This window comes from Arthrobacter sp. SAFR-044 (assembly GCF_059414985.1).
In genome coordinates this window covers 211,505-229,876 of record NZ_JBPFDN010000004.1, presented here as the reverse complement: position 1 = coordinate 229,876, position 18,372 = coordinate 211,505, and the positions used below count along the sequence as shown (strand labels likewise).

At 67.0% G+C, this 18,372-nt stretch carries 18 protein-coding genes; 2 read left to right on the top strand and 16 right to left on the bottom strand.

The features are described from left to right. Positions 1-7 precede the first annotated feature (7 nt). Complete coding sequence (locus tag ACR65J_RS08415; RefSeq protein ID WP_440167750.1) at positions 8-1,285, top strand: PrsW family intramembrane metalloprotease; 1,278 nt, start codon at positions 8-10, stop codon at positions 1,283-1,285. A 70-nt stretch (positions 1,286-1,355) separates the two neighbouring features. Here the strand turns inward: ACR65J_RS08415 and nusB are convergent, their stop codons facing one another. The 14 genes from nusB to ACR65J_RS08345 form a co-directional block, all read right to left on the bottom strand. Further along, positions 1,356-1,766, bottom strand: a complete 411-nt coding sequence (gene nusB, locus ACR65J_RS08410; RefSeq protein ID WP_141160348.1) for a transcription antitermination factor NusB — start codon at positions 1,764-1,766, stop codon at positions 1,356-1,358. Then, the gene (gene efp, locus ACR65J_RS08405; protein WP_141160347.1) at positions 1,766-2,329 is read right to left on the bottom strand and encodes an elongation factor P; all 564 of its coding nucleotides are present in this window, start codon (positions 2,327-2,329) and stop codon (positions 1,766-1,768) included. Before efp ends, nusB begins: the two co-directional genes overlap by 1 nt. Positions 2,330-2,501: 172 nt before the next feature. Continuing rightward, positions 2,502-3,020 carry a tetratricopeptide repeat protein gene (locus ACR65J_RS08400; protein ID WP_440167747.1) on the bottom strand — a complete coding sequence of 173 codons (519 nt, stop codon included), beginning with the start codon at positions 3,018-3,020 and terminating at the stop codon, positions 2,502-2,504. Then, positions 3,020-4,111, bottom strand: coding sequence for a 3-dehydroquinate synthase (gene aroB / locus ACR65J_RS08395; protein WP_440167745.1), 1,092 nt, complete (start codon positions 4,109-4,111; stop codon positions 3,020-3,022). Before aroB ends, ACR65J_RS08400 begins: the two co-directional genes overlap by 1 nt. Further along, a complete protein-coding gene (locus tag ACR65J_RS08390; protein WP_440167743.1) occupies positions 4,108-4,677 on the bottom strand; it encodes a shikimate kinase in 570 nt (189 codons plus the stop codon). Before ACR65J_RS08390 ends, aroB begins: the two co-directional genes overlap by 4 nt. Next, a complete protein-coding gene (gene aroC / locus ACR65J_RS08385) occupies positions 4,677-5,876 on the bottom strand; it encodes a chorismate synthase (RefSeq protein ID WP_440168013.1) in 1,200 nt (399 codons plus the stop codon). Before aroC ends, ACR65J_RS08390 begins: the two co-directional genes overlap by 1 nt. Before the next feature lie 23 nt (positions 5,877-5,899). Beyond that, on the bottom strand, positions 5,900-6,760 hold the full coding sequence (locus ACR65J_RS08380) for a shikimate dehydrogenase (protein WP_440168012.1): 861 nt from the start codon (positions 6,758-6,760) through the stop codon (positions 5,900-5,902). After that, positions 6,757-8,439 carry an endolytic transglycosylase MltG gene (mltG, locus tag ACR65J_RS08375; RefSeq protein ID WP_440167741.1) on the bottom strand — a complete coding sequence of 561 codons (1,683 nt, stop codon included), beginning with the start codon at positions 8,437-8,439 and terminating at the stop codon, positions 6,757-6,759. Before mltG ends, ACR65J_RS08380 begins: the two co-directional genes overlap by 4 nt. Then, entirely contained in the window at positions 8,436-9,035 is a 600-nt protein-coding gene (gene ruvX, locus ACR65J_RS08370) for a Holliday junction resolvase RuvX (RefSeq protein WP_440167739.1), read from the bottom strand. The genes mltG and ruvX overlap by 4 nt, the downstream gene beginning before the upstream one ends. 7 nt (positions 9,036-9,042) lie before the next feature. After that, complete coding sequence (alaS, locus tag ACR65J_RS08365) at positions 9,043-11,721, bottom strand: alanine--tRNA ligase (RefSeq protein ID WP_440167737.1); 2,679 nt, start codon at positions 11,719-11,721, stop codon at positions 9,043-9,045. A gap of 127 nt (positions 11,722-11,848) precedes the next feature. Further along, complete coding sequence (locus ACR65J_RS08360) at positions 11,849-12,079, bottom strand: DUF6167 family protein (protein ID WP_440167736.1); 231 nt, start codon at positions 12,077-12,079, stop codon at positions 11,849-11,851. Positions 12,080-12,096: 17 nt separating this feature from the next. Continuing rightward, a complete protein-coding gene (locus ACR65J_RS08355; protein WP_440167734.1) occupies positions 12,097-12,471 on the bottom strand; it encodes a DUF948 domain-containing protein in 375 nt (124 codons plus the stop codon). Positions 12,472-12,616: 145 nt separating this feature from the next. After that, the gene (gene rpsD / locus ACR65J_RS08350) at positions 12,617-13,243 is read right to left on the bottom strand and encodes a 30S ribosomal protein S4 (protein ID WP_009357431.1); all 627 of its coding nucleotides are present in this window, start codon (positions 13,241-13,243) and stop codon (positions 12,617-12,619) included. Positions 13,244-13,412: 169 nt separating this feature from the next. Continuing rightward, entirely contained in the window at positions 13,413-14,897 is a 1,485-nt protein-coding gene (locus ACR65J_RS08345) for a replication-associated recombination protein A (RefSeq protein ID WP_440167732.1), read from the bottom strand. Between the two features lie 58 nt (positions 14,898-14,955). Here ACR65J_RS08345 and ACR65J_RS08340 point away from each other — a divergent pair, with 58 nt between their 5' ends. Further along, positions 14,956-15,624, top strand: coding sequence for an acVLRF1 family peptidyl-tRNA hydrolase (locus ACR65J_RS08340; RefSeq protein WP_440167730.1), 669 nt, complete (start codon positions 14,956-14,958; stop codon positions 15,622-15,624). A gap of 16 nt (positions 15,625-15,640) precedes the next feature. Here ACR65J_RS08340 and ACR65J_RS08335 read toward each other — a convergent pair whose 3' ends face one another. Next, positions 15,641-16,420 (bottom strand): GNAT family N-acetyltransferase, encoded by a 780-nt coding sequence (locus ACR65J_RS08335; RefSeq protein ID WP_440168010.1) that lies wholly within the window; start codon positions 16,418-16,420, stop codon positions 15,641-15,643. Positions 16,421-16,557: 137 nt separating this feature from the next. After that, positions 16,558-18,354, bottom strand: coding sequence for an aspartate--tRNA ligase (gene aspS, locus ACR65J_RS08330; protein ID WP_440167728.1), 1,797 nt, complete (start codon positions 18,352-18,354; stop codon positions 16,558-16,560). Between the last annotated feature and the right edge of the window lie 18 nt (positions 18,355-18,372).

Here is an 18,372-nt window from a genome sequence, read left to right as displayed (position 1 = left end):
TTCGGGTATGCCGACGTACCCGCAGCAACCTCCCTCCGGGCTCCCCAACGACCCCTACCGCGGCGACAACCGCCCCCTGCCCCAGCAGGCCAACCCCACCTGGATGGGCCACGTGCACCCGGAACATTACCGGGCTGCCCCGGGTCACCAGGGCCAGCCGCTGGCCGTCATGGTGCCTGCCCAGGCCCCGGGAACGGTGCTCCACGCGTCGCGCACCCGCGGCGGGCTGGTGGGGCTGTCGCTGGCCGGCGGCGTGCTTGCCTTCCTGAGCCTGTTCCTGGTGGTGCCGTTCCTTCTGTCCAATACCGGGGCCGCAGGGTTCCTGATTGGTTTCCTGGCATCCCTGGTCCCGCTGGCGTTGGTCCTGACGGCGGTCCACATCATCGACCGGTGGGAGCCGGAGCCGAAACGCCTGTTGTTCTTCGCCTTCACGTGGGGCGCGGCGGTCTCCGTCGCCGTCACCCTGCTGATCCAGCCATTCTTCGTCATTGCATTCCAGTTCACCGACCAGCCCGACCTGCAGACTTACATGGCAACAGTGCAGGCCCCCGTCGTCGAGGAATTTGCGAAGTCGCTTGGCCTGCTGATCCTCCTCCTCGCGGCGCGGCGGCAGTTCGACGGCCCCGTGGACGGCGTGGTGTTCGCATTCACCATCGCCGGCGGATTCGCCTTCACGGAGAACATCCTCTATTTCGGCCGGGCCATTGCGGAGTCCGCGTCACCGGCCAGCGACTTCGCCCAGGTCTTCTTCCTCCGTGGGGTCATGTCCCCGTTCGCACATGCCATCTTCACCGGCACCACCGGCCTTGTCATGGGTTTCGCCGCCCGGCGCTGGCACACCGGCGCCTCCGTGGGCGCGTTCTTCGTGGGACTGCTGCCGGCCATGTTCCTGCACAACAGGTGGAACAGCATGGGCCAGGGCTTCCTGCTGGACTACATCGTGGTCCAGGTGCCCATCTTCGTTCTGGCCGTGGGCGGCATCATCTTCCTGCGGGTGGCCGAGAAGCGGCTGACGCGCCAACGGCTGATGGAGTATTCGGCGGCGGGCTGGTTTACGCCGGCCGAGGTCCAGCTGATGGCCACTGTGGGCGGCCGGAGAACTGCCCTGGCCTGGGCTGCGAACTCCGGCCGGAAGCGGCAGATGAAGCAGTTCCTGAAGGCAGCCACCCAGCTTGCCAATACCCGGCAGCGCATCCTGAGCGGACGGGACGTGCCACTGCACCAGGCCGAGGAAAGGCAGCAGCTCCAGCGCATCCTCTCACTGCGGGCGGCCGTTGCCGGCTGAACCGGAACCCGTGGGAACGCGAAAGGGCCCCGCCGGCGGCGGGGCCCTTTCGCGTTGACCTGCGGGGAGGCTAGGCGAGCAGCGAAGGCTTCAGCTGCTGCAGCCGGCCCAGGAGGCCGTTGATGAACTGCGGAGACTCATCCGTGGACAAGGTCTTGGCCAGCGCAACAGCCTCGCTGACCGCCACGCCGTCAGGGACGTCGTCGTTGTACAAAAGCTCCCAGGTGCCGATGCGCAGGATGATGCGGTCTACGGACGGCATGCGCTCCAGGGTCCAGCCCTGTGAGTAGGTCTCAAGGAACTCATCGATGGCCGCCTGCTGGGACACGACCCCTTCGACGATTTCCAGGGTGTAGGGGTTGACCACCTGGTCGGTCTTTTCCCGGCGTGCCCGGAGCACGTCGAACGCCGAAACAGAGCGCTGCTCCGCTTCGAAAAGAACATCCAGTGCCCTGCTGCGGGCTTTACCGCGGGCGCTCACTACTCAGAAACCCGGCCCAGGTAGCTGCCGTCGCGGGTGTCCACCTTGACCTTGGTGTTGTTCTCGATGAACAGCGGGACCTGGATTTCGTAGCCGGTTTCCAGGGTGGCGGGCTTGGTGCCGGCCGAGGAGCGGTCGCCCTGCAGGCCCGGCTCCGTGTAGGTGATTTCGAGGACAACGCTCGGCGGCAGTTCGATGTAAAGGGGGTTGCCGTCGTGGATGGCGATGTTGACCATCTGGTTCTCGAGCATGAAGTTGGTGGCGTCGCCAACCGTGGCACCGGACACGGTGATCTGGTCATAATCGGAGGTGTCCATGAAGACGAAGTCCGCGCCGTCCTGGTACAGGTACTGGTAGTCGCGGCGGTCAACGGTTGCCGTTTCGATCTTGAGCCCGGCGTTGAACGTCTTGTCAACAACCTTGCCGGACATCACGTTCCGCATCTTGGTCCGGACAAAGGCACCGCCCTTGCCGGGCTTGACGTGCTGGAATTCGATGACGTTCCAGAGCTGGCCCTCGAGCTTCAGGACCGTTCCGTTCTTAATGTCGTTAGTGGTTGCCACTGGTTTCCTCTGGTTTCTTTGTCTGGCCGCGTGGTCAGATGCTGTATACCGGGCGGGCACGCCGAAACGGCCCGCCTGCACGTGTTTGTCAAAAATCGCGTGGATGCAAAAATTCCACAACCATTCTACCGGTAAATCCCGGCCGGCCTTTCCGGGCACACTGCCCGCCGGATCAGCAGGCCAGGTCCAGGACGTCCCGGGCCCGCTGCAGGGCCACGGTGGAAGAGTAGATCTGGGCGGCATCTGCGGACTGCGCCACCCTCAGGTCCAAGGCCTTGGAGAAGGACTCAACGGCCGCGGCGGTCTGTCCCGCGGCATACTGCGTCCGCCCCAGGTATTGCAGTGCCAGCGCTTCCCGTGAGGTTCCATGCACCTCGGCCACCAGCTGCCGGAACAGTTCGATGGCGCGGTCCATCCGGTGGGAGACGCTCAGCACCTCCGCCTCGAACACGCGCAGCCGGAATGACTCCGGATCCTTGAACCGGGCTTCGGCCAGCAGTTCGGCAGCGTCGGACGCGTGGCCCTCAACCAGCAGCACGAAGATCGGGTCGGCGGGATCAGTGGAGGCGGCCAGGGCGTCCCGGACGGCGTCCTCGTTCACGATCTGCGGCCGCAGGGAATCCGGGTTGATCCGGATGCCCGGGAACCCGGCCTCGGGCCAGTCGGCGGTTCCGCTTATATCGCCCTGCATCAGGAAGCAATTTCCTGGTAGGCCGCAAACAGCAGCGACGTGTCCGGGACGTCGAGGATTCCCGGTTTGGCGATGCCGTCCAGGACAACGAAGCGCAGCAGGTCGCCGCGGGACTTCTTGTCGCGGCGCATGCCGTCCAGCAGCCCCTGCCAGCGGTCCCGCCGGTAAGTGACCGGAAGCCCCAGCCCGTCCAGGATGCTCCGGTGCCGGTCGGCGTCGGCATCGCTGAGCCGCCCCACGCTGCGGGCAAGTTCCGCGGCGAACATCATGCCCACGGACACCGCGGCGCCGTGCCGCCAGGAGTAGCGTTCCACCAGTTCGATGGCGTGGCCCAGGGTGTGGCCGTAGTTCAGGATTTCCCGCAGCCCGGACTCCTTGAGGTCCTCGGAGACCACCTGCGCCTTCACGGCGATGGCCCGCTCGATCAGCTCGCGGAGCGCCTCGGACCGGGCGTCCACCACTGCGGCCGGGTCCTTTTCCACCAGGTCCAGAATGGCCGGATCAGCGATGAAACCACACTTGATCACCTCGGCCAGGCCGGAAATGATCTCGTTCTTCGGCAGCGTGTCCAGGGTGTCCAGGTCCGCCAGGACGGCGGCGGGCGGGTGGAAGGACCCCACCAGGTTCTTTCCTTCGGCAGTGTTGATGCCGGTCTTGCCGCCCACGGAGGCGTCCACCATGCCCAGGAGGCTGGTGGGCATGTGGATGACCTTGACGCCGCGCAACCAGGTGGCGGCGACGAAGCCGGCAAGGTCGGTGACTGCTCCCCCGCCCACGGCAACAATGGCGTCCGAACGCGTGAAGTCGTTCTGGCCCAGGACCTGCCAGCAGAATGCGGCCACCTGGATGTGCTTGCCCTCTTCCGCGTCCGGAATTTCGGCGGTGAGGGACGTGAAGCCGGCGGCGGCGAGTTCGTCGCGGACAGTATCACCGGTGAGGCGCAGGGCGCGGGGGTGGATCACCAGGACCCGGCGGACCCGCTCGCCCAGCAGCCCGGGAAGGTCACCAAGCAGGCCGCGCCCGACGACGACGCCGTAGTTGTTGCCGGCACCTTCGCCGGTGACGTTGATGACTGTTGATTGCGTGTTCACTTTTCAACTTCCTGTTTGGCAGCTGCGTGGTTCCGCAGTGCTGCTTCCAGCCGGCCGCCGAGCTCGGATACCGAGCCGTGGCGGACGTCCAGGGTAATGTCGGCCAGCCTCTCGTAGACCGGCCTGCGGGTGGCGAACATGGCCGTCCACCGGCCCATGGCGTCGCCCGCGAGGAGCGGACGGCCGGAGTTCCGGGCGATCCTGTCAACCACGGTATCGGCGTCGCACTCCAGGTACACAACGGTGCAGCGGCTGATGAGCTGCTGCGTGCCCGAGTCAAGTACCGCGCCGCCGCCCAGCGAGATAACGGTGGAGGTCCCTTCTGCTTCCTCTACGGCATCAGCCACGGTCCGGGCCTCGATCTCCCGGAACGCGTGCTCGCCGCGCCCTGCGAAGATATCGGCGATCGATCCATGGCCGGCAACGATCACCGCGTCGGTGTCGATGAACCGGGCCCCCAACTGCTGGGCGAGCTGCTGGCCGATGGCCGATTTGCCCACGGCCATGGGACCGATGAGCACTATCGGCCGGCCGCCGAGGGGCCCGGGACTGCTGCGGTGGGGCACTACTGGCCGATCGAGTCCAGGGATGCCGGGATGTTGTCCAGGTAACCCTTGATGTTGCGCGCGGTTTCCACCACTGAGTCACCACCGAACTTCTCGATGACGGCCTCAGCGAGTACCAGGGCCACCATGGCCTCGGCCACCACACCGGCAGCCGGAACCGCACAGACGTCGGAGCGCTGGTGGTGTGCCTTGGCCGGTTCGCCGGTGCTGACGTCGATGGTCCGCAGGGCACGCGGAACGGTGGCGATGGGCTTCATGGCTGCGCGCACCCGGAGGACGTCACCGATGCTCATGCCGCCCTCGATGCCGCCTGCGCGGTTGCTGGCCCGGACAATGCGGCCTTCGCCGTCCCTGACGATCTCGTCGTGCGCGGCGGAGCCACGGCGGGCGGCAGTGAGGAAGCCGTCGCCGACCTCCACCCCCTTGATGGCCTGGATGCCCATGAGTGCCGCGGCCAGCCGGCCGTCCAGCCGGCGGTCCCAGTGCACGTAGCTGCCCAGTCCCGGCGGCAGCCCGTAAGCGAGGACTTCCACCACGCCGCCCAGGGTTTCGCCTTCTTTGTGCGCGGCGTCCACCTCGGCCACCATGGCGTCCGAAGTTTCGCGGTCGAAGCAGCGCAAAGGATCAGAGTCCAGGGCAATGACGTCACCGGGCACAGGCAGCGGGCGGCCCTCCGGGACGGTCACGCTGGCGATGGACACGGTGTGGCTGACGAGTTCAATGCCGAGGTGCTTGAGGAACTGTGCGGCCACCGTGCCGAGCGCCACGCGGGTGGCCGTTTCGCGGGCGCTTGCACGCTCCAGCACCGGCCGGGCCTCATCGAAGCCGTATTTCTGCATGCCCGTGAAGTCGGCGTGCCCAGGACGCGGCCGGGTCAGGGGCGCGTTCCGTGCCTGGTCGGCGAGGAGTTCGGGCTCCACCGGGTCGGCGGACATGATCTGCTCCCACTTGGGCCATTCGCTGTTCGCCACCTGGATGGCGACGGGACCGCCCTGGGTCAGGCCGTGCCGGACGCCGCCGAGGATCGTGACCACGTCCTGCTCGAATTTCATCCGCGCACCGCGTCCATAGCCAAGCCGGCGGCGTGCCAGGGAGTCTGCGATGTGGCCCCCGGTGATTTCAACACCGGCGGGGACGCCTTCAATAATTCCCATCAGAGCCGGGCCATGGGATTCACCGGCAGTCAACCAACGCATAATTTCCATCCTGCCACGTAGGGCGGTCACAACGCCCGCCGGGCAAGGCCGACTGCGTCACACATCACATCTATGACAGCTGCATTAACGTCTTCCCCGCGCCGGGTGAAGAGCCGCACCTGTTCCACCGCCTGGTACAGGAGCATTTCCAGACCGGGCACCACGGCGCCGCCACCGGCCTGCCATACGGAGGCGATGAGGCTCGGCCACGGGTCGTAGGCGACGTCGAGGAGGACGCCGGGCGTCCTGGTCTTCAACGCCGCAATTTCCGCGGCGAGCCCGTCTGCCGCGCGGGGCGGCAGTGTGGAAATGACGACGTCGGCCTCCGCCGTGGGGCCGGCGGCACCTGCCAGCGGACGGACGTCGAGGTCCACGCCCAGGCTGTCCGCGGCGGAGCGGACGTCTGCTGTCCGGGAGGCATCGCGGACAAAGACCTGCACGGTCCCGGTGCCCAGCTCCTTCAGGGCTGCAACGGCTGATGCCGCTGTTCCACCACCGCCGAGGACGACGGCAGACGGTGCTGCCTGCGTGCCGGCGTGGCACAGGGCGTTGACGATGCCCGTCACGTCCGTGTTGGAGCCCACGGTCTTCACGCTGCCGGCGGATTCCTCGAACGTGACGGTGTTCACCACGCCGAGGGTGCGTGCCACACCCCGTACCTCGTCCACCTCGCCCAGCATGGCCGTCTTCAGCGGCATGGTCACCGAGAGCCCCCGCCAGCCCGGCTGGTTCCGTATCTGGCGCATGAAGGACGGCAGCAACGCCTCCGTCACGTCGATGGCTGTGTAGCTGATGCCCGCGCCCAGCTTCCCATAGGCTGAGAGGTGCAGCGCCGGGGACTTTGAGTGGCTGATGGGGTGGCCCAGGACGGCGGCCCGCAGGCTCATGTGCAGCGGCCCGCGTTGGCCTGGCACCACGCGTTGTACTGCTCCACGTAGGCGTTGTGTTCGGCAAGCGTCTTGGCGAACTTCGTTTCCTTGGTGTCCAGGTTGATGGTCACCCAGTACAGGTAGTCATTGGTCTTTGGCCGGGCGGCCGCGTCGATGGCGGTCTTGCCGGGTGAGCCGATGGGTCCTGGGGGCAGGCCGGGGTTTGCGTAGGTGTTGTACGGGTTGGACTTGTCCTGCCGCTGCTCATCGGTGAAGTTGAAGCTGCGGGTGCCAAGGCCGTAGGTGACGGCGGAGTCAACCTGCAGGAAGCCGCCGGTCTGGTCGTTGGGCTTGAGGCGGTTGTAGATGGCGCCGGCCACGTCGCCGTAGTCGGCCTGGCCACCCTCGGCTTGGACGATGCTTGCCACAATGACGGCCTCGTACTGCTTGGCAGGGTCGGTGATGCCCTGTGAAACCAGCTCATCGGTTGTGGCCTTCACCAGGGCCTGCAGGATGTCCTTGGCGGGGGTGCCGAGGGGGAACCGGTACTCGCCGGGCGCCAGGTAGCCTTCAAGGTTCTTGGCATTGGCGGGCAGGCCGAACTGGGCGGGTTGGTTGCTAAGCGCCTGCAACTGCTGCATGGACACTCCGGATCCCTCGGAGATCGCCTGCAAGGACTCGCTGATGCGCAGGCCCGCGCTTAGGGCAAAGTAGATGACTTTGGTCTTGTCCTTGCCAACCAGGATATTGACGGCATCCGCGTTCTTCATTTCGTTCTTGAAGACGTAGTCGCCCGGAGACAATGTTGCCCCTGAAGCGTGGAATGCCTGCATGAAAGTGTCAGCGTTGGCGACGACCCGCTGGTTTTCCAGTTCGGTGGCTACGGACCTGGTTCCTTCGCCGCTGGCTACGGTCACGTGCACCTCACCGGAGCCGGGACCGGGGAAGTCAGAGGGCTTGCCGCTGCCCAGGAGTGGCTTGAGGAACTGGGCGCCCACGGCTACTGCGGTCACAAAGACGGCCAGTGTCAGGAACAGTGCCAGCAGCCTGCGGCGGCGCCGCACCTTTTTGGACGGCCGCACTACCGGCGCTGCCGATGAACCTGGAAGCAGTTCGTGGCCCGCGTCCTGGTGCGGGCCGTGCGCATGGGGATCCTCGTGGTACCCGGCAGAGTGGTACGCATGGTCGTCGTGCACGCCTTCCTGGTGGTGCATGACGGGCTCGTGGTGAAGGTGCGCGTCGGCATGGTGTTCTTCCGGGACGACGTCGTGGTGCGCCAGGTCGTCATGGTCCACAAGGTCGTGGTGCTCAACGGTGTCGTGGTGCGCCAGGTCGTCGTGGTGCCCAACGGCGTCGTGGTCCACCAGGTCGTGGTGCCCGCCTGCATAGTGGACGTCGTCCGGGTGGTGCTGGACGCCGTCGTGCTCCTGGATGGACGGGGGCGCTTCCGGCGCGGCCGGAACATCACCGGCGGCGGGAAGCGGAGCGTATGTTGATTCGGCTGCGGGAGACGCGGCAGCCGGGGGCGATGCGGGCTCCGGCGGGACATCGCCGGATTCATAGGCCTGCTCGGGCACGGCATCGTGGCCTCCGGTATTGAGGCTCTTCTCCCGGGCCCGCAGTTCCTTGCGGGTCAGCGGCCTTGCGGCCCCGGGATCCAGCGGTCCGGAGGTGTCGTCAATGTTGGCAGGGCTCACTGTTGCCTTCCATTATCTGAAGATTGGGCCGTGTCGGCGGGGACGGCGCGGACGGGCTGGTCCACCCCACCGGCCCCCAGGTCCACGGACGGGGATGGCGCTGTCACGCGTGAGCCGACATCCGCTCCCCTGGCTTTCTGCATGTCGATGGCGTGCTGAAGAATACCGGCCGCCGCGACCTGATCAACTACTTTACGGTGATCCCTGCTGCTCATGCCAGCTTCATGCAGGTTCCGGTGGGCCGAAACGCTGCTGAGGCGTTCGTCCACCAGGTTGACCGGAACTGCCAGGCCACGGCCGGCAAGCTCGGCCGCAAGGAGCAGGGCGTAGTCCGTGGCCATCCTGGCCGAGGCGTGTTCCTCGCCCTTCATGGTCCTGGGCAGGCCAACAATGACCTGCACGGCGCCCAGCTCCTCCGCCAGCTTGGCGATGACGCGCACGTCCGAGTTTTTCCTGGCGTTCCGGTCAAGGGTCTTGTAGGGCGTGGCCAGGATCGAGTCCCGGTCGCAGATGGCCACGCCCACGCGGACGGTGCCGACGTCTACCCCCAGCTTCACGCCCTGGGGGTAGCCGCCGGCAGCAACAGCATCGGTCATGGCTGGATTATCGCCTGGAGATGGCGTCGACGACGGCGGCCAGCGCAGCGCCGACCTTTCCGGCATCGGTTCCGCCGCCCTGGGCAACGTCATCCTTGCCGCCGCCACCGCCACCGAGCACGCCGGCAGCAACCCGGACCAGGGCACCGGCCTTGACGCCGGCCTCCCTGGCTGCCTCGTTCGTGGCCACCAGGATCAGGGGGCGGTCGTTGGCGACGCCGGCCACGGCCACGGCGGCAGCCGCGGAACCGAGGCGGTTACGGAGGTCAAGGGCCAGGCCGCGCAGGTCGTCGGCCCCGCTGACGTTTCCTGCATCGTGGGCCACCACCCGGACGCCGGCGGCATCCTTGGCGCTGTCCACCAGCTGGGCGGCAACAGCGGCCAGCTGTTCCTTGCGGAGGCGGTCCAGTTCCTTTTCGGTGGCCTTGAGCTTGGCCAGGGTGGCGGAGATCCTGTCCGCGAGCTGGCCGGACGGAACCTTCAGCAGGTCGGTCAGCTCGGTCACCAGGGCGCGCTCAGCCGCAAGGTGGCGGAACGCCTCCATGCCAACGAACGCCTCCACGCGGCGGTTTCCTGAACCTACGGACTGCTCGCCCAGGAGGGACAGGCTGCCGATCAGCGAGGTGTTGGCGACATGCGTGCCGCCGCACAGCTCGCGCGACCACGCGCCGTCGATCTCCACGACGCGCACTTCGCTGCCGTAGTTCTCGCCGAAGAGCGCCATGGCACCCATGGCCTTGGCCTCGGCCAGCGCCATGATCTTCGTCTCCACCGTGTAGTGGTTGCGGATGGCAAGGTTGGAAACCTCTTCGATCTCGGACCGCGTGGCCGTGCTCAGGCCCTCGCCCCAGGCGAAGTCGAAGCGCAGGTAGCCGGCCTTGTTGAAGGAACCGCGCTGGGTGGCTTCCGGCCCGAGGATCTGGTGCAGGGCAGCGTGCACGATGTGCGTGCCGGTGTGCGCCTGCTCCGCGGCGTGCCGGCGTTCACGGTCGACGGCGGCGCGCACCAGGGAGTCGGCGCCGATTTCACCTTCGCGGACGATCGCCTTGTGCACGCTCAGTCCCTTCACGGGGCGCTGGACGTCGAGGACCTCGACGACGAAGCCGTCGCCGGTGATCAGGCCGGTGTCCGCGGCCTGGCCACCGGCCTCGGCGTAGAACGGGGTTTCGGCGAGCACGAGTTCGATCTCGTCGCCGGTGGCCGCCTGCTGGACCTGCCGGCCGGCGCTGAGCAGCCCGCGGACGCGTGACTCGCCTTCGAGTTCGGTGTAGCCGGTGAAGACGGTCTCGCCCTGGCCCAGGATCTCCTGGAAGACACTGACGTCGGCGTGGCCGCCCTTCTTGCCCTTGGCATCGGCCTGGGCGCGCTGGCGCTGTTCCTGCATGAGGCTGCGGAACGCTGCTTCGTCCACCTTCAGGCCGGCCTCTTCGGCCATCTCAAGGGTGAGGTCGATCGGGAAGCCGTAGGTGTCATGCAGGGTGAAGGCATCCTCGCCGGACAGCGGCTTGTTGGCTGCCTTGGATTCCTTGACTGCGTCCTCAAGCCGGGCAGTGCCGGACGCAATGGTACGCAGGAACGCCTTCTCTTCGGCGTAGGCAATGCGGCTGATCCGGTCGAAGTCGGTGGCCACCACGGGGTACACGCCCTTCATGGCGTCGCGGGAGGCCGGCAGCAGCTCCGGCAGGCAGGCCTGCTCAACGCCCAGGAGGCGCATGGAACGGACGGCACGGCGGATCAGGCGGCGCAGGACGTAGCCGCGCCCCTCGTTGGAAGGGGTCACACCGTCGGAGATCAGCATCAATGCCGAGCGGATGTGGTCGGCCACAACGCGCATCCGGACATCATCCGTGTGGTGGGGGTCGTCCTCGGTTTCCGCCGAGGTGTAGTCCTTGCCGGAGAGTTCCGCAGCCTTGTCGATCACGGGACGGACCTGGTCGGTCTCGTACATGTTCTCGACGCCCTGCAGGATCATCGCGAGGCGTTCCATGCCCAGGCCGGTGTCGATGTTCTTCTTGGGCAGCTCGCCCACAATGTCGAAGTCGACCTTGGAGCGCACGTTTTCGATCTGGTACTGCATGAACACCAGGTTCCAGATTTCGACGTAGCGGTTCTCGTCAGCCAGCGGCCCGCCTTCGACGCCGTAGGCCGGTCCACGGTCGTAGTAGATCTCGGAGCAGGGACCGGCCGGGCCGGGCTGGCCTGTTGACCAGTAGTTGTCCGACTTGCCCATGCGCTGGATGCGCTCAGCGGGGACGCCGGTGTTTTTCAGCCACAGTTCCTCGGCTTCGTCGTCCTCCTCGTAGACCGTCACCCACAGCCGCTCGGGCGGAAGGCCGTAGCCGCCGTCGTCAACGCTCTTGGTGAGCAGCTCCCAAGCGAACTTGATGGCGTCTTCCTTGAAGTAGTCGCCGAAGGAGAAGTTGCCGCACATCTGGAAGAAGGTGCCGTGGCGGGCAGTCTTGCCCACTTCCTCGATGTCGCCGGTGCGGATGCACTTCTGGACACTGGTGGCGCGGGAGTAGGGCGCTTCCTCGCGGGCGGTGAGGTAGGGAATGAACGGGACCATCCCGGCCACCGTGAACAGCAGCGAGGGGTCGCTGGAGACCAGCGATGCGGAGGGAACCGCCGTGTGGCCCTTGCTGACAAAAAAGTCCACCCAGCGCTTTGTGATCTCCTGCGACTTCATGAGCTGTTTACTTACCCTTCTTGGTCCGCGCCGCCGGGCGGCACGGGAATTTCGTTCAGGTGGCGGGATCCCGGGTAGGGGGTCCTGCCGGTTGTCGGCTTGCTGCCAGTGACATGCCCGTTCGGGCTTAGCGGCGGACCACTTCCGCGGACTCGATGCCCAGGGCGGTCCTCAGGTCGGTTTCCCGTTCCCGCATTCCTGCGCGGACGGCGTCGGCGAAGTCGTAGACCCCGTCGGCCAGCCGTCCCACCGTGCGGTTGAGGCCCTCCGGCCCTAGGGTGGCCTGCGCCTGGCTCACTTTTCGGAAGGCAATGACGCCGATGGCCACGCCGATTCCCATCCAGACAATTCTTTTCATGTTTATTCTTTTCGGATCTAGCGGCTGCGGCGCCCGGCGGCGGGCTTCCGGCGGTTGGCGAAGGCACTGCGGACGCCGTAGCTGAAGGCGGCAACCTTGATCAGCGGCGAACCAACGGTTGCAGCGACCAGCGAGGACAGTGCGGAGATGTTGGCGGACGCATCCGAGACGTTCGACGAGATGCCGTCCACCTTCTTCAGCTGCTGGTTGGTGGTGGAAACGGTTGCCGTGACCTCGTCCATCAGGGGCGTCGCGCCGTCGCTGAGGGACCTGATGGTGGTCCGTACCTCATCGAGGACTTTTCCAAGCTTCAGGATGGGGACCGCAAGCAGCAGGACCAGGAGCGCGAACACCCCGGCAGCGATCAGGCCGGCAATATCGCCACCAGACATAGACGTTCATCTCCTCGAAATTCCGTGGGTGGGTTCCATCCTGCGTACGCCCGCAAGGGGCGCTGCGCAGATGTCCCCCAAGTACCTTACATACAAAGAAGCCCGCGGCGCTTGCCACGGGCTTCTTTGGGTACGCTGCTGGGATTTAGCGTGCGTAGAATTCGACGACGAGCTGCTCTTCGCAGGTCACCGGGATCTCGGAACGCTTGGGGCGGCGGACCAGGCGGGCCTGCAGGGCTTCCAGCTTGACGTCCAGGTAGGCCGGAACGGCAGGCAGGACGTCGCGGTGGGCGCCGGCTGCGGCAACCTGGAGCGGAACCATGGTCTCGCTGCGGCTGTGGACGTGGACCAGCTGGCCCTCGCCGACGCGGAACGACGGACGGTCAACGCGGACGCCGTCAACCATGATGTGGCGGTGCACAACCAGCTGGCGGGCCTGGGCGATGGTGCGGGCGAAGCCGGCACGCAGGACCAGGGCGTCAAGGCGCATTTCGAGCAGTTCGATGAGGTTCTCACCGGTCAGGCCCTTGGTGCGGCGGGCTTCCTCGAAGGCACGGGTCATCTGTGCTTCGCGGATGCCGTACTGGGCGCGCAGGCGCTGCTTTTCGCGCAGGCGTACGGCGTAGTCGGAGTCCTGCTTCTTGCGGGCACGGCCATGCTCACCGGGGCCGTACGGGCGGCGCTCCATGTACTTGGCGGCCTTGGGGGTCAGAGCAATGCCGAGGGACCGCGAGAGGCGGGCCTGACGGCGAGCACGAGTGTTGTTAGCCACTTGTGTCCTTCCAATATCTGCGGTGTGTCAGTGTTACTGGCCTCCACGATGGAGAGCATCGGCCAACCGCTGCCTTTTGCTACTGGGCACAGGGCATAACCTTGCCAACCTGAATTGGGGAGATTGTGCGTCCGCGCCTTGCCAGACAAAGATTCAGCTTACCACGCCCCTACTTGCCCCGGACAATTCTCCGCAGGCGCTCCAGCCGTTGGGCAATGTCCCGTTCAGCGCCGTTGCCGGTGGGCTGGTAGTAGTCCCGGCCCACCAGGTCATCCGGCGGGTACTGCTGGGTGGCCACCGCGTGCGGCGCGTCGTGGGCGTACTTATAGCCGACGCCGTGGCCCAGTTGCTTGGATCCCGGATAGTGGGCATCGCGAAGGTGCGCTGGAATTCCGACGCCGAGGCCGGCCCGCACGTCCGCGATCGCTTTGTTGATGCCCATGTAGGCGGCGTTCGACTTCGGGGCGGTGGCGAGGTGGACCACGGCCTCGGCCAGGATGATCCGGCCCTCGGGCATGCCGATCAGCTGCACCGCCTGGGCTGCTGCCACGGCGGTCTGCAGCGCCGTGGGGTCTGCCATGCCTACGTCCTCCGCCGCGGAGATGACGATCCTCCGGGCCACGAACCGGGGGTCCTCCCCCGCCTCGAGCATCCGGGCCAGGTAGTGCAGGGCCGCGTCCACGTCCGATCCCCTGATTGATTTGATGAAGGCGCTGGTTACGTCGTAATGCTGGTCGCCGGCGCGGTCATAGCGGACGGCGGCCGCATCCAGGGCGCGCTCGGTGTGGCGCAGCTCCACGGTGACCGGCTCCTCGGAGGCAGGTTCGGAAGGTGCGCCTTCCTCCCCCACTGAACGTTCGACGTCGTCCGCGTCACCAAAAGCGACGCCGGCCGCGGCCTCCAGGGCGGTAAGCGCCCGGCGGGCGTCGCCGCCGGACAGCCGGACCAGGTGTTCCAGCGCGTCATCGCTGAGCCGGACCTTGCCGCCCAGCCCGCGCGGGTCCTCCACGGCCCGCACGAGGAGGCCCTCGATGTCGGCGTCGGTCAAGGGCTTGAGCGTGAGGAGCAGGGAGCGGGACAGCAGCGGCGAGACAACAGAGAAGGAGGGATTTTCGGTGGTGGCAGCCACCAGGACCACCCAGCGGTTTTCGACGCCGGGCAGCAGGGCGTCCTGCTGTGCCTTGTTGAAGCGGTGGATTTCATCGAGGAACAGCACGGTGGTCGTTTTGTACAGGTCTCGGGCCGTCAGGGCGTCGTCCATGACGCGGCGGACGTCTTTGACGCCGGCGGTGATGGCGGACAGCTCAACGAACTTCCGGCCGGGCCCGCGCGCAATCACGTGCGCCAGGGTGGTCTTACCGGTGCCGGGAGGGCCCCAGAGGATCAGGGAGCTGGGTCCGGCCGGACCGGCGGCATCAGCGCCTGCCCCGGCTGCCAGCTGCCGCAGCGGCGACCCCTGGCCAAGCAGGTGCTGCTGGCCCACCACTTCGTCCAGGGTGCGGGGCCGCATGCGTACGGCAAGCGGACTCCGCGGCGAAGCCGCACCGCGCGAACCCGGACCCCGGGCACCCTGCCCCCGGGAACCGGGGGTTTCCCCCGCGACGGGACCATCGTCGTCGTCGTTTTCTGGCCCGTTGCCGAAGAGATCATCCACATAGATAGGCTACTTCCAGTCCACCGCTGCTTTTCCCCAACGCCCCAAGGAAGGCCCCATGCCTGCCTCTGCTTCCGCCGGGAGCCCGACCTCGGTCCGGACTGCCTTCGTGTCCGGTCCCCGGCTGTCCGGCTGGGCTGAGCGTTTCGGTTCTTCCCACGGCGGCTACCGGTTGCAGGATGGCGAAGACGGCCTCCGCCTTGTGGCAGGCGACGGCACCGAGGCGCTCCTGCAGGCGCCGTGGCGGGCAGACGGACGTCCTGGCCGGGGCAGCGGTCCGCTGGAGCGTCTCGCATCCCTGGCATCGCAGCCGCGCCGGCTGGGGCTGCTCCTGGTGCGCCGGGGCGGTTACGGCGTCGCCGTGGCAAGTGAAGGCATGCTCCTGGCGTCCAAGGCAGGGACCCGGTATGTGCAGTCCCGCACTGCGGCGGGCGGGCAGTCCCAGCAGCGGTTTGCCCGCCGCCGTTCCAACCAGGCGGACGCCCTGGTGGCGGCCGTGGCACAGCAGGCGGCGGAAGTCTTCCGCACGGCAGCTTTCGAGTACGTGGTGCCCGGCGGCGACAGGGCCCTGGCTGACCTGGTCCTCCAGGACCCCGCCCTGCGTGATTACGCCCGCCTGCCCCGCCTCCCCTACCTGGACGTCGCCGAGCCCCGCGCAGCCGTGTTGAAGAAGGCCGCGGCAGATGCCTGCTCGGTGCGGGTTACGGTGACGGATCCGGCGGTTTAGCCGGCCGTCCTTGTTGTCAGCAACCAGTGGGTGCGCGCCGGGGGCGTTCCTGCCGGTACAGGTAGCGGCAGGTTTCTCGGAAACCGGCCTTCGCATAAAGTTCCTGGGCGCCATGGTTCGCCGCTGTGACCAGCAGCCAGAAGCCGTCTATGCCCTGCTCGCTACCGGCCTGCAGCAGGGCCTGAACGATGACAGCCGCAAAGCCCTGCCGACGGGCTTGCGGCAGGGTGGCCATGCAGTACAGGCCGCCCTTCCGGCTGCGGGTGGGAAGGGCAAGGCGCCCGACGGCGGCGGCCCGGCCATCGCCGTCACGAACCAGGGCATACACCGAGGGACAGCCCTTGAGGATGGTTTCGGCGACGGACAGGGAGTCCTCCCCGCCGCGGCCGTCCACTTGCCACCAGACCCGCAGCCATTCCCCTGACGGCTCCGATGAGAGTTCCACCGCCGGCCTGGCGCCTGCGGGAATCCGTGTGTCCATCGCGCTGCGGGTCATGACCAGGGTTTCGGACTGGCGGCTGAAGCCCTCCAAGTCCAGCAGCTGGTGAAGCGCAGACGCTGCTGGGGTGTCGAAGAGCTGGAAGATGACCGGCAGCCGGCGGCTGCGGTACCAGGCCCTGGCATCCCTGAGCAGGCCCGGGAGGTCGTCGCTGCACTGTTCGTCACTGCACTGTTTGTCACTGGAAGGTGCACTGCGTGGCCAGATGGAGTTGGCCCTCTGGGTGACGCCTGCGGCGGCCCGAAGCATCCAGCCTCCGGCATCATGGCGTTCCAGAGCGGGCCACGCTGCGTCCATGGCGGCTTCAAGGCCGGAGGGTACGGGCTGGACCCGGTTCGGTGTGGCCACAGGGCTGTCCTTCCTTAACGGCAGGAGGTCCCCCGGGCGGACCGGGGAACCTCCAATGATTGCGGCCTGGGGCCGCTGGCCGTGTACTACTGCTTGTCTTCGGGTTTCTTCGCGTCCGGCTTTTTGGCCTCGGGCTTGAAGTCCACGCCGGCCTCCTTGCGCTGCTGGGGCGTGATGGGGGCCGGAGCTTCCGTGAGGGGGTCGTGGCCGCCGCCGGACTTCGGGAAGGCGATGACGTCGCGGATGGACTCGACTCCTGCCAGCAGCGACACCACACGGTCCCAGCCGAAGGCGATACCGCCGTGCGGGGGTGCGCCGTACTTGAAGCCCTCCAGCAGGAACCCGAACTTGGTCTGCGCGTCTTCCTTGTCCAGGCCCATCAGTTCGAAGACGCGCTCCTGCACGTCGCGCTGGTGGATACGGATGGAACCGCCGCCGATTTCGTTGCCGTTGCAGACAATGTCGTAGGCGTAGGAGAGTGCCGACTCGGGATCCTTGTCGAACGTGTCAAGGAATTCCGGCTTGGGCGAGGTGAAGGCGTGGTGCACGGCGGTCCACTGGCCTCCGCCGACAGCGACATCGCCGGAGGCAACGGCAGCGGCGGCGGGCTCGAACATGGGCGCGTCCACCACCCAGCAGAAAGCCCAGTCGGTGGGATCGATCAGGCCGGTGCGGTGGCCGATTTCCACCCGGGCAGCACCCAGGAGGGCCCGCGACGGGGTCTTCTCCCCCGCGGCGAAGAAAATGCAGTCGCCGGGCTTGGCGCCCACGGCGTCGGCCAGTCCCGCACGTTCGATCTCGGTGAGGTTCTTCGCCACCGGGCCCGCGAGCTCGCCGTCCTCCTTGTACAGGACGTAGGCAAGGCCCTTGGCGCCGCGCTGCTTGGCCCATTCCTGCCAGGCGTCCAGGGCGCGGCGTGCCTGGGAAGCACCGCCGGGCATGACCACGGCACCCACATAGGGGGCCTTGAACACGCCGAAGTTGGTGTCTTTGAAGAATTCGGTGAGCTCGGTCAGTTCCTGGCCAAAGCGGAGGTCCGGCTTGTCCGAGCCGTAGCGTGCCATGGCGTCGGCGTAGGTGATCCGCTGGATGGGGGTGGGGATGTCGGCGCCGATGAGCTGCCACACTGCCTTGACGATGTTCTCGCCCAGCCGGATGATGTCGTCCTGGTCAACGAAGCTGGCCTCGATGTCCAGCTGGGTGAATTCCGGCTGGCGGTCCGCACGGAAGTCCTCGTCCCGGTAGCAGCGTGCAATCTGGTAGTACTTCTCGAACCCGCCCACCTGCAGCAGCTGCTTGAAGAGCTGCGGGGACTGCGGAAGGGCGTACCAGGAACCCGGCGCCAGGCGTGCCGGAACCAGGAAGTCACGGGCGCCTTCCGGCGTCGAACGCGTCAGCGTGGGCGTTTCGATCTCCACGAAGCCCTCCTGGTGGAGCAGGTCGCGCGCCACCCGGTTGGCTTCGGAGCGGAGGCGCAGGTTGCGGCTGGGGCCGGGACGGCGCAGGTCCAGGTAGCGGTGCTTGAGGCGGGCTTCCTCGCCCACCTCGACGTGTTCGTCAATCTGGAACGGCAGGGGGTCGGAGGTGTTGAGGATGGTGACGTCCTCGGCGATGACCTCGATCCCGCCGGTGGCCAGCGCGGGGTTCTCGTTGCCTTCCGGACGCTTGGACACGGTTCCCGTGACCTGCAGGACGTACTCGTTGCGCAGTCCGTGGAACACTTCTTCCTCGCGGACCACCACCTGGGCCACGCCGGAAGCATCGCGAAGGTCAACGAATGCCACACCACCGTGATCACGACGGCGGCCCACCCAGCCGGCCAGGGTTACGGTTTGTCCAATGTGCTCGGAACGAAGGGATCCGAGGTCATGTGTGCGCAGCACAGCACGCCTTTCTGCGGG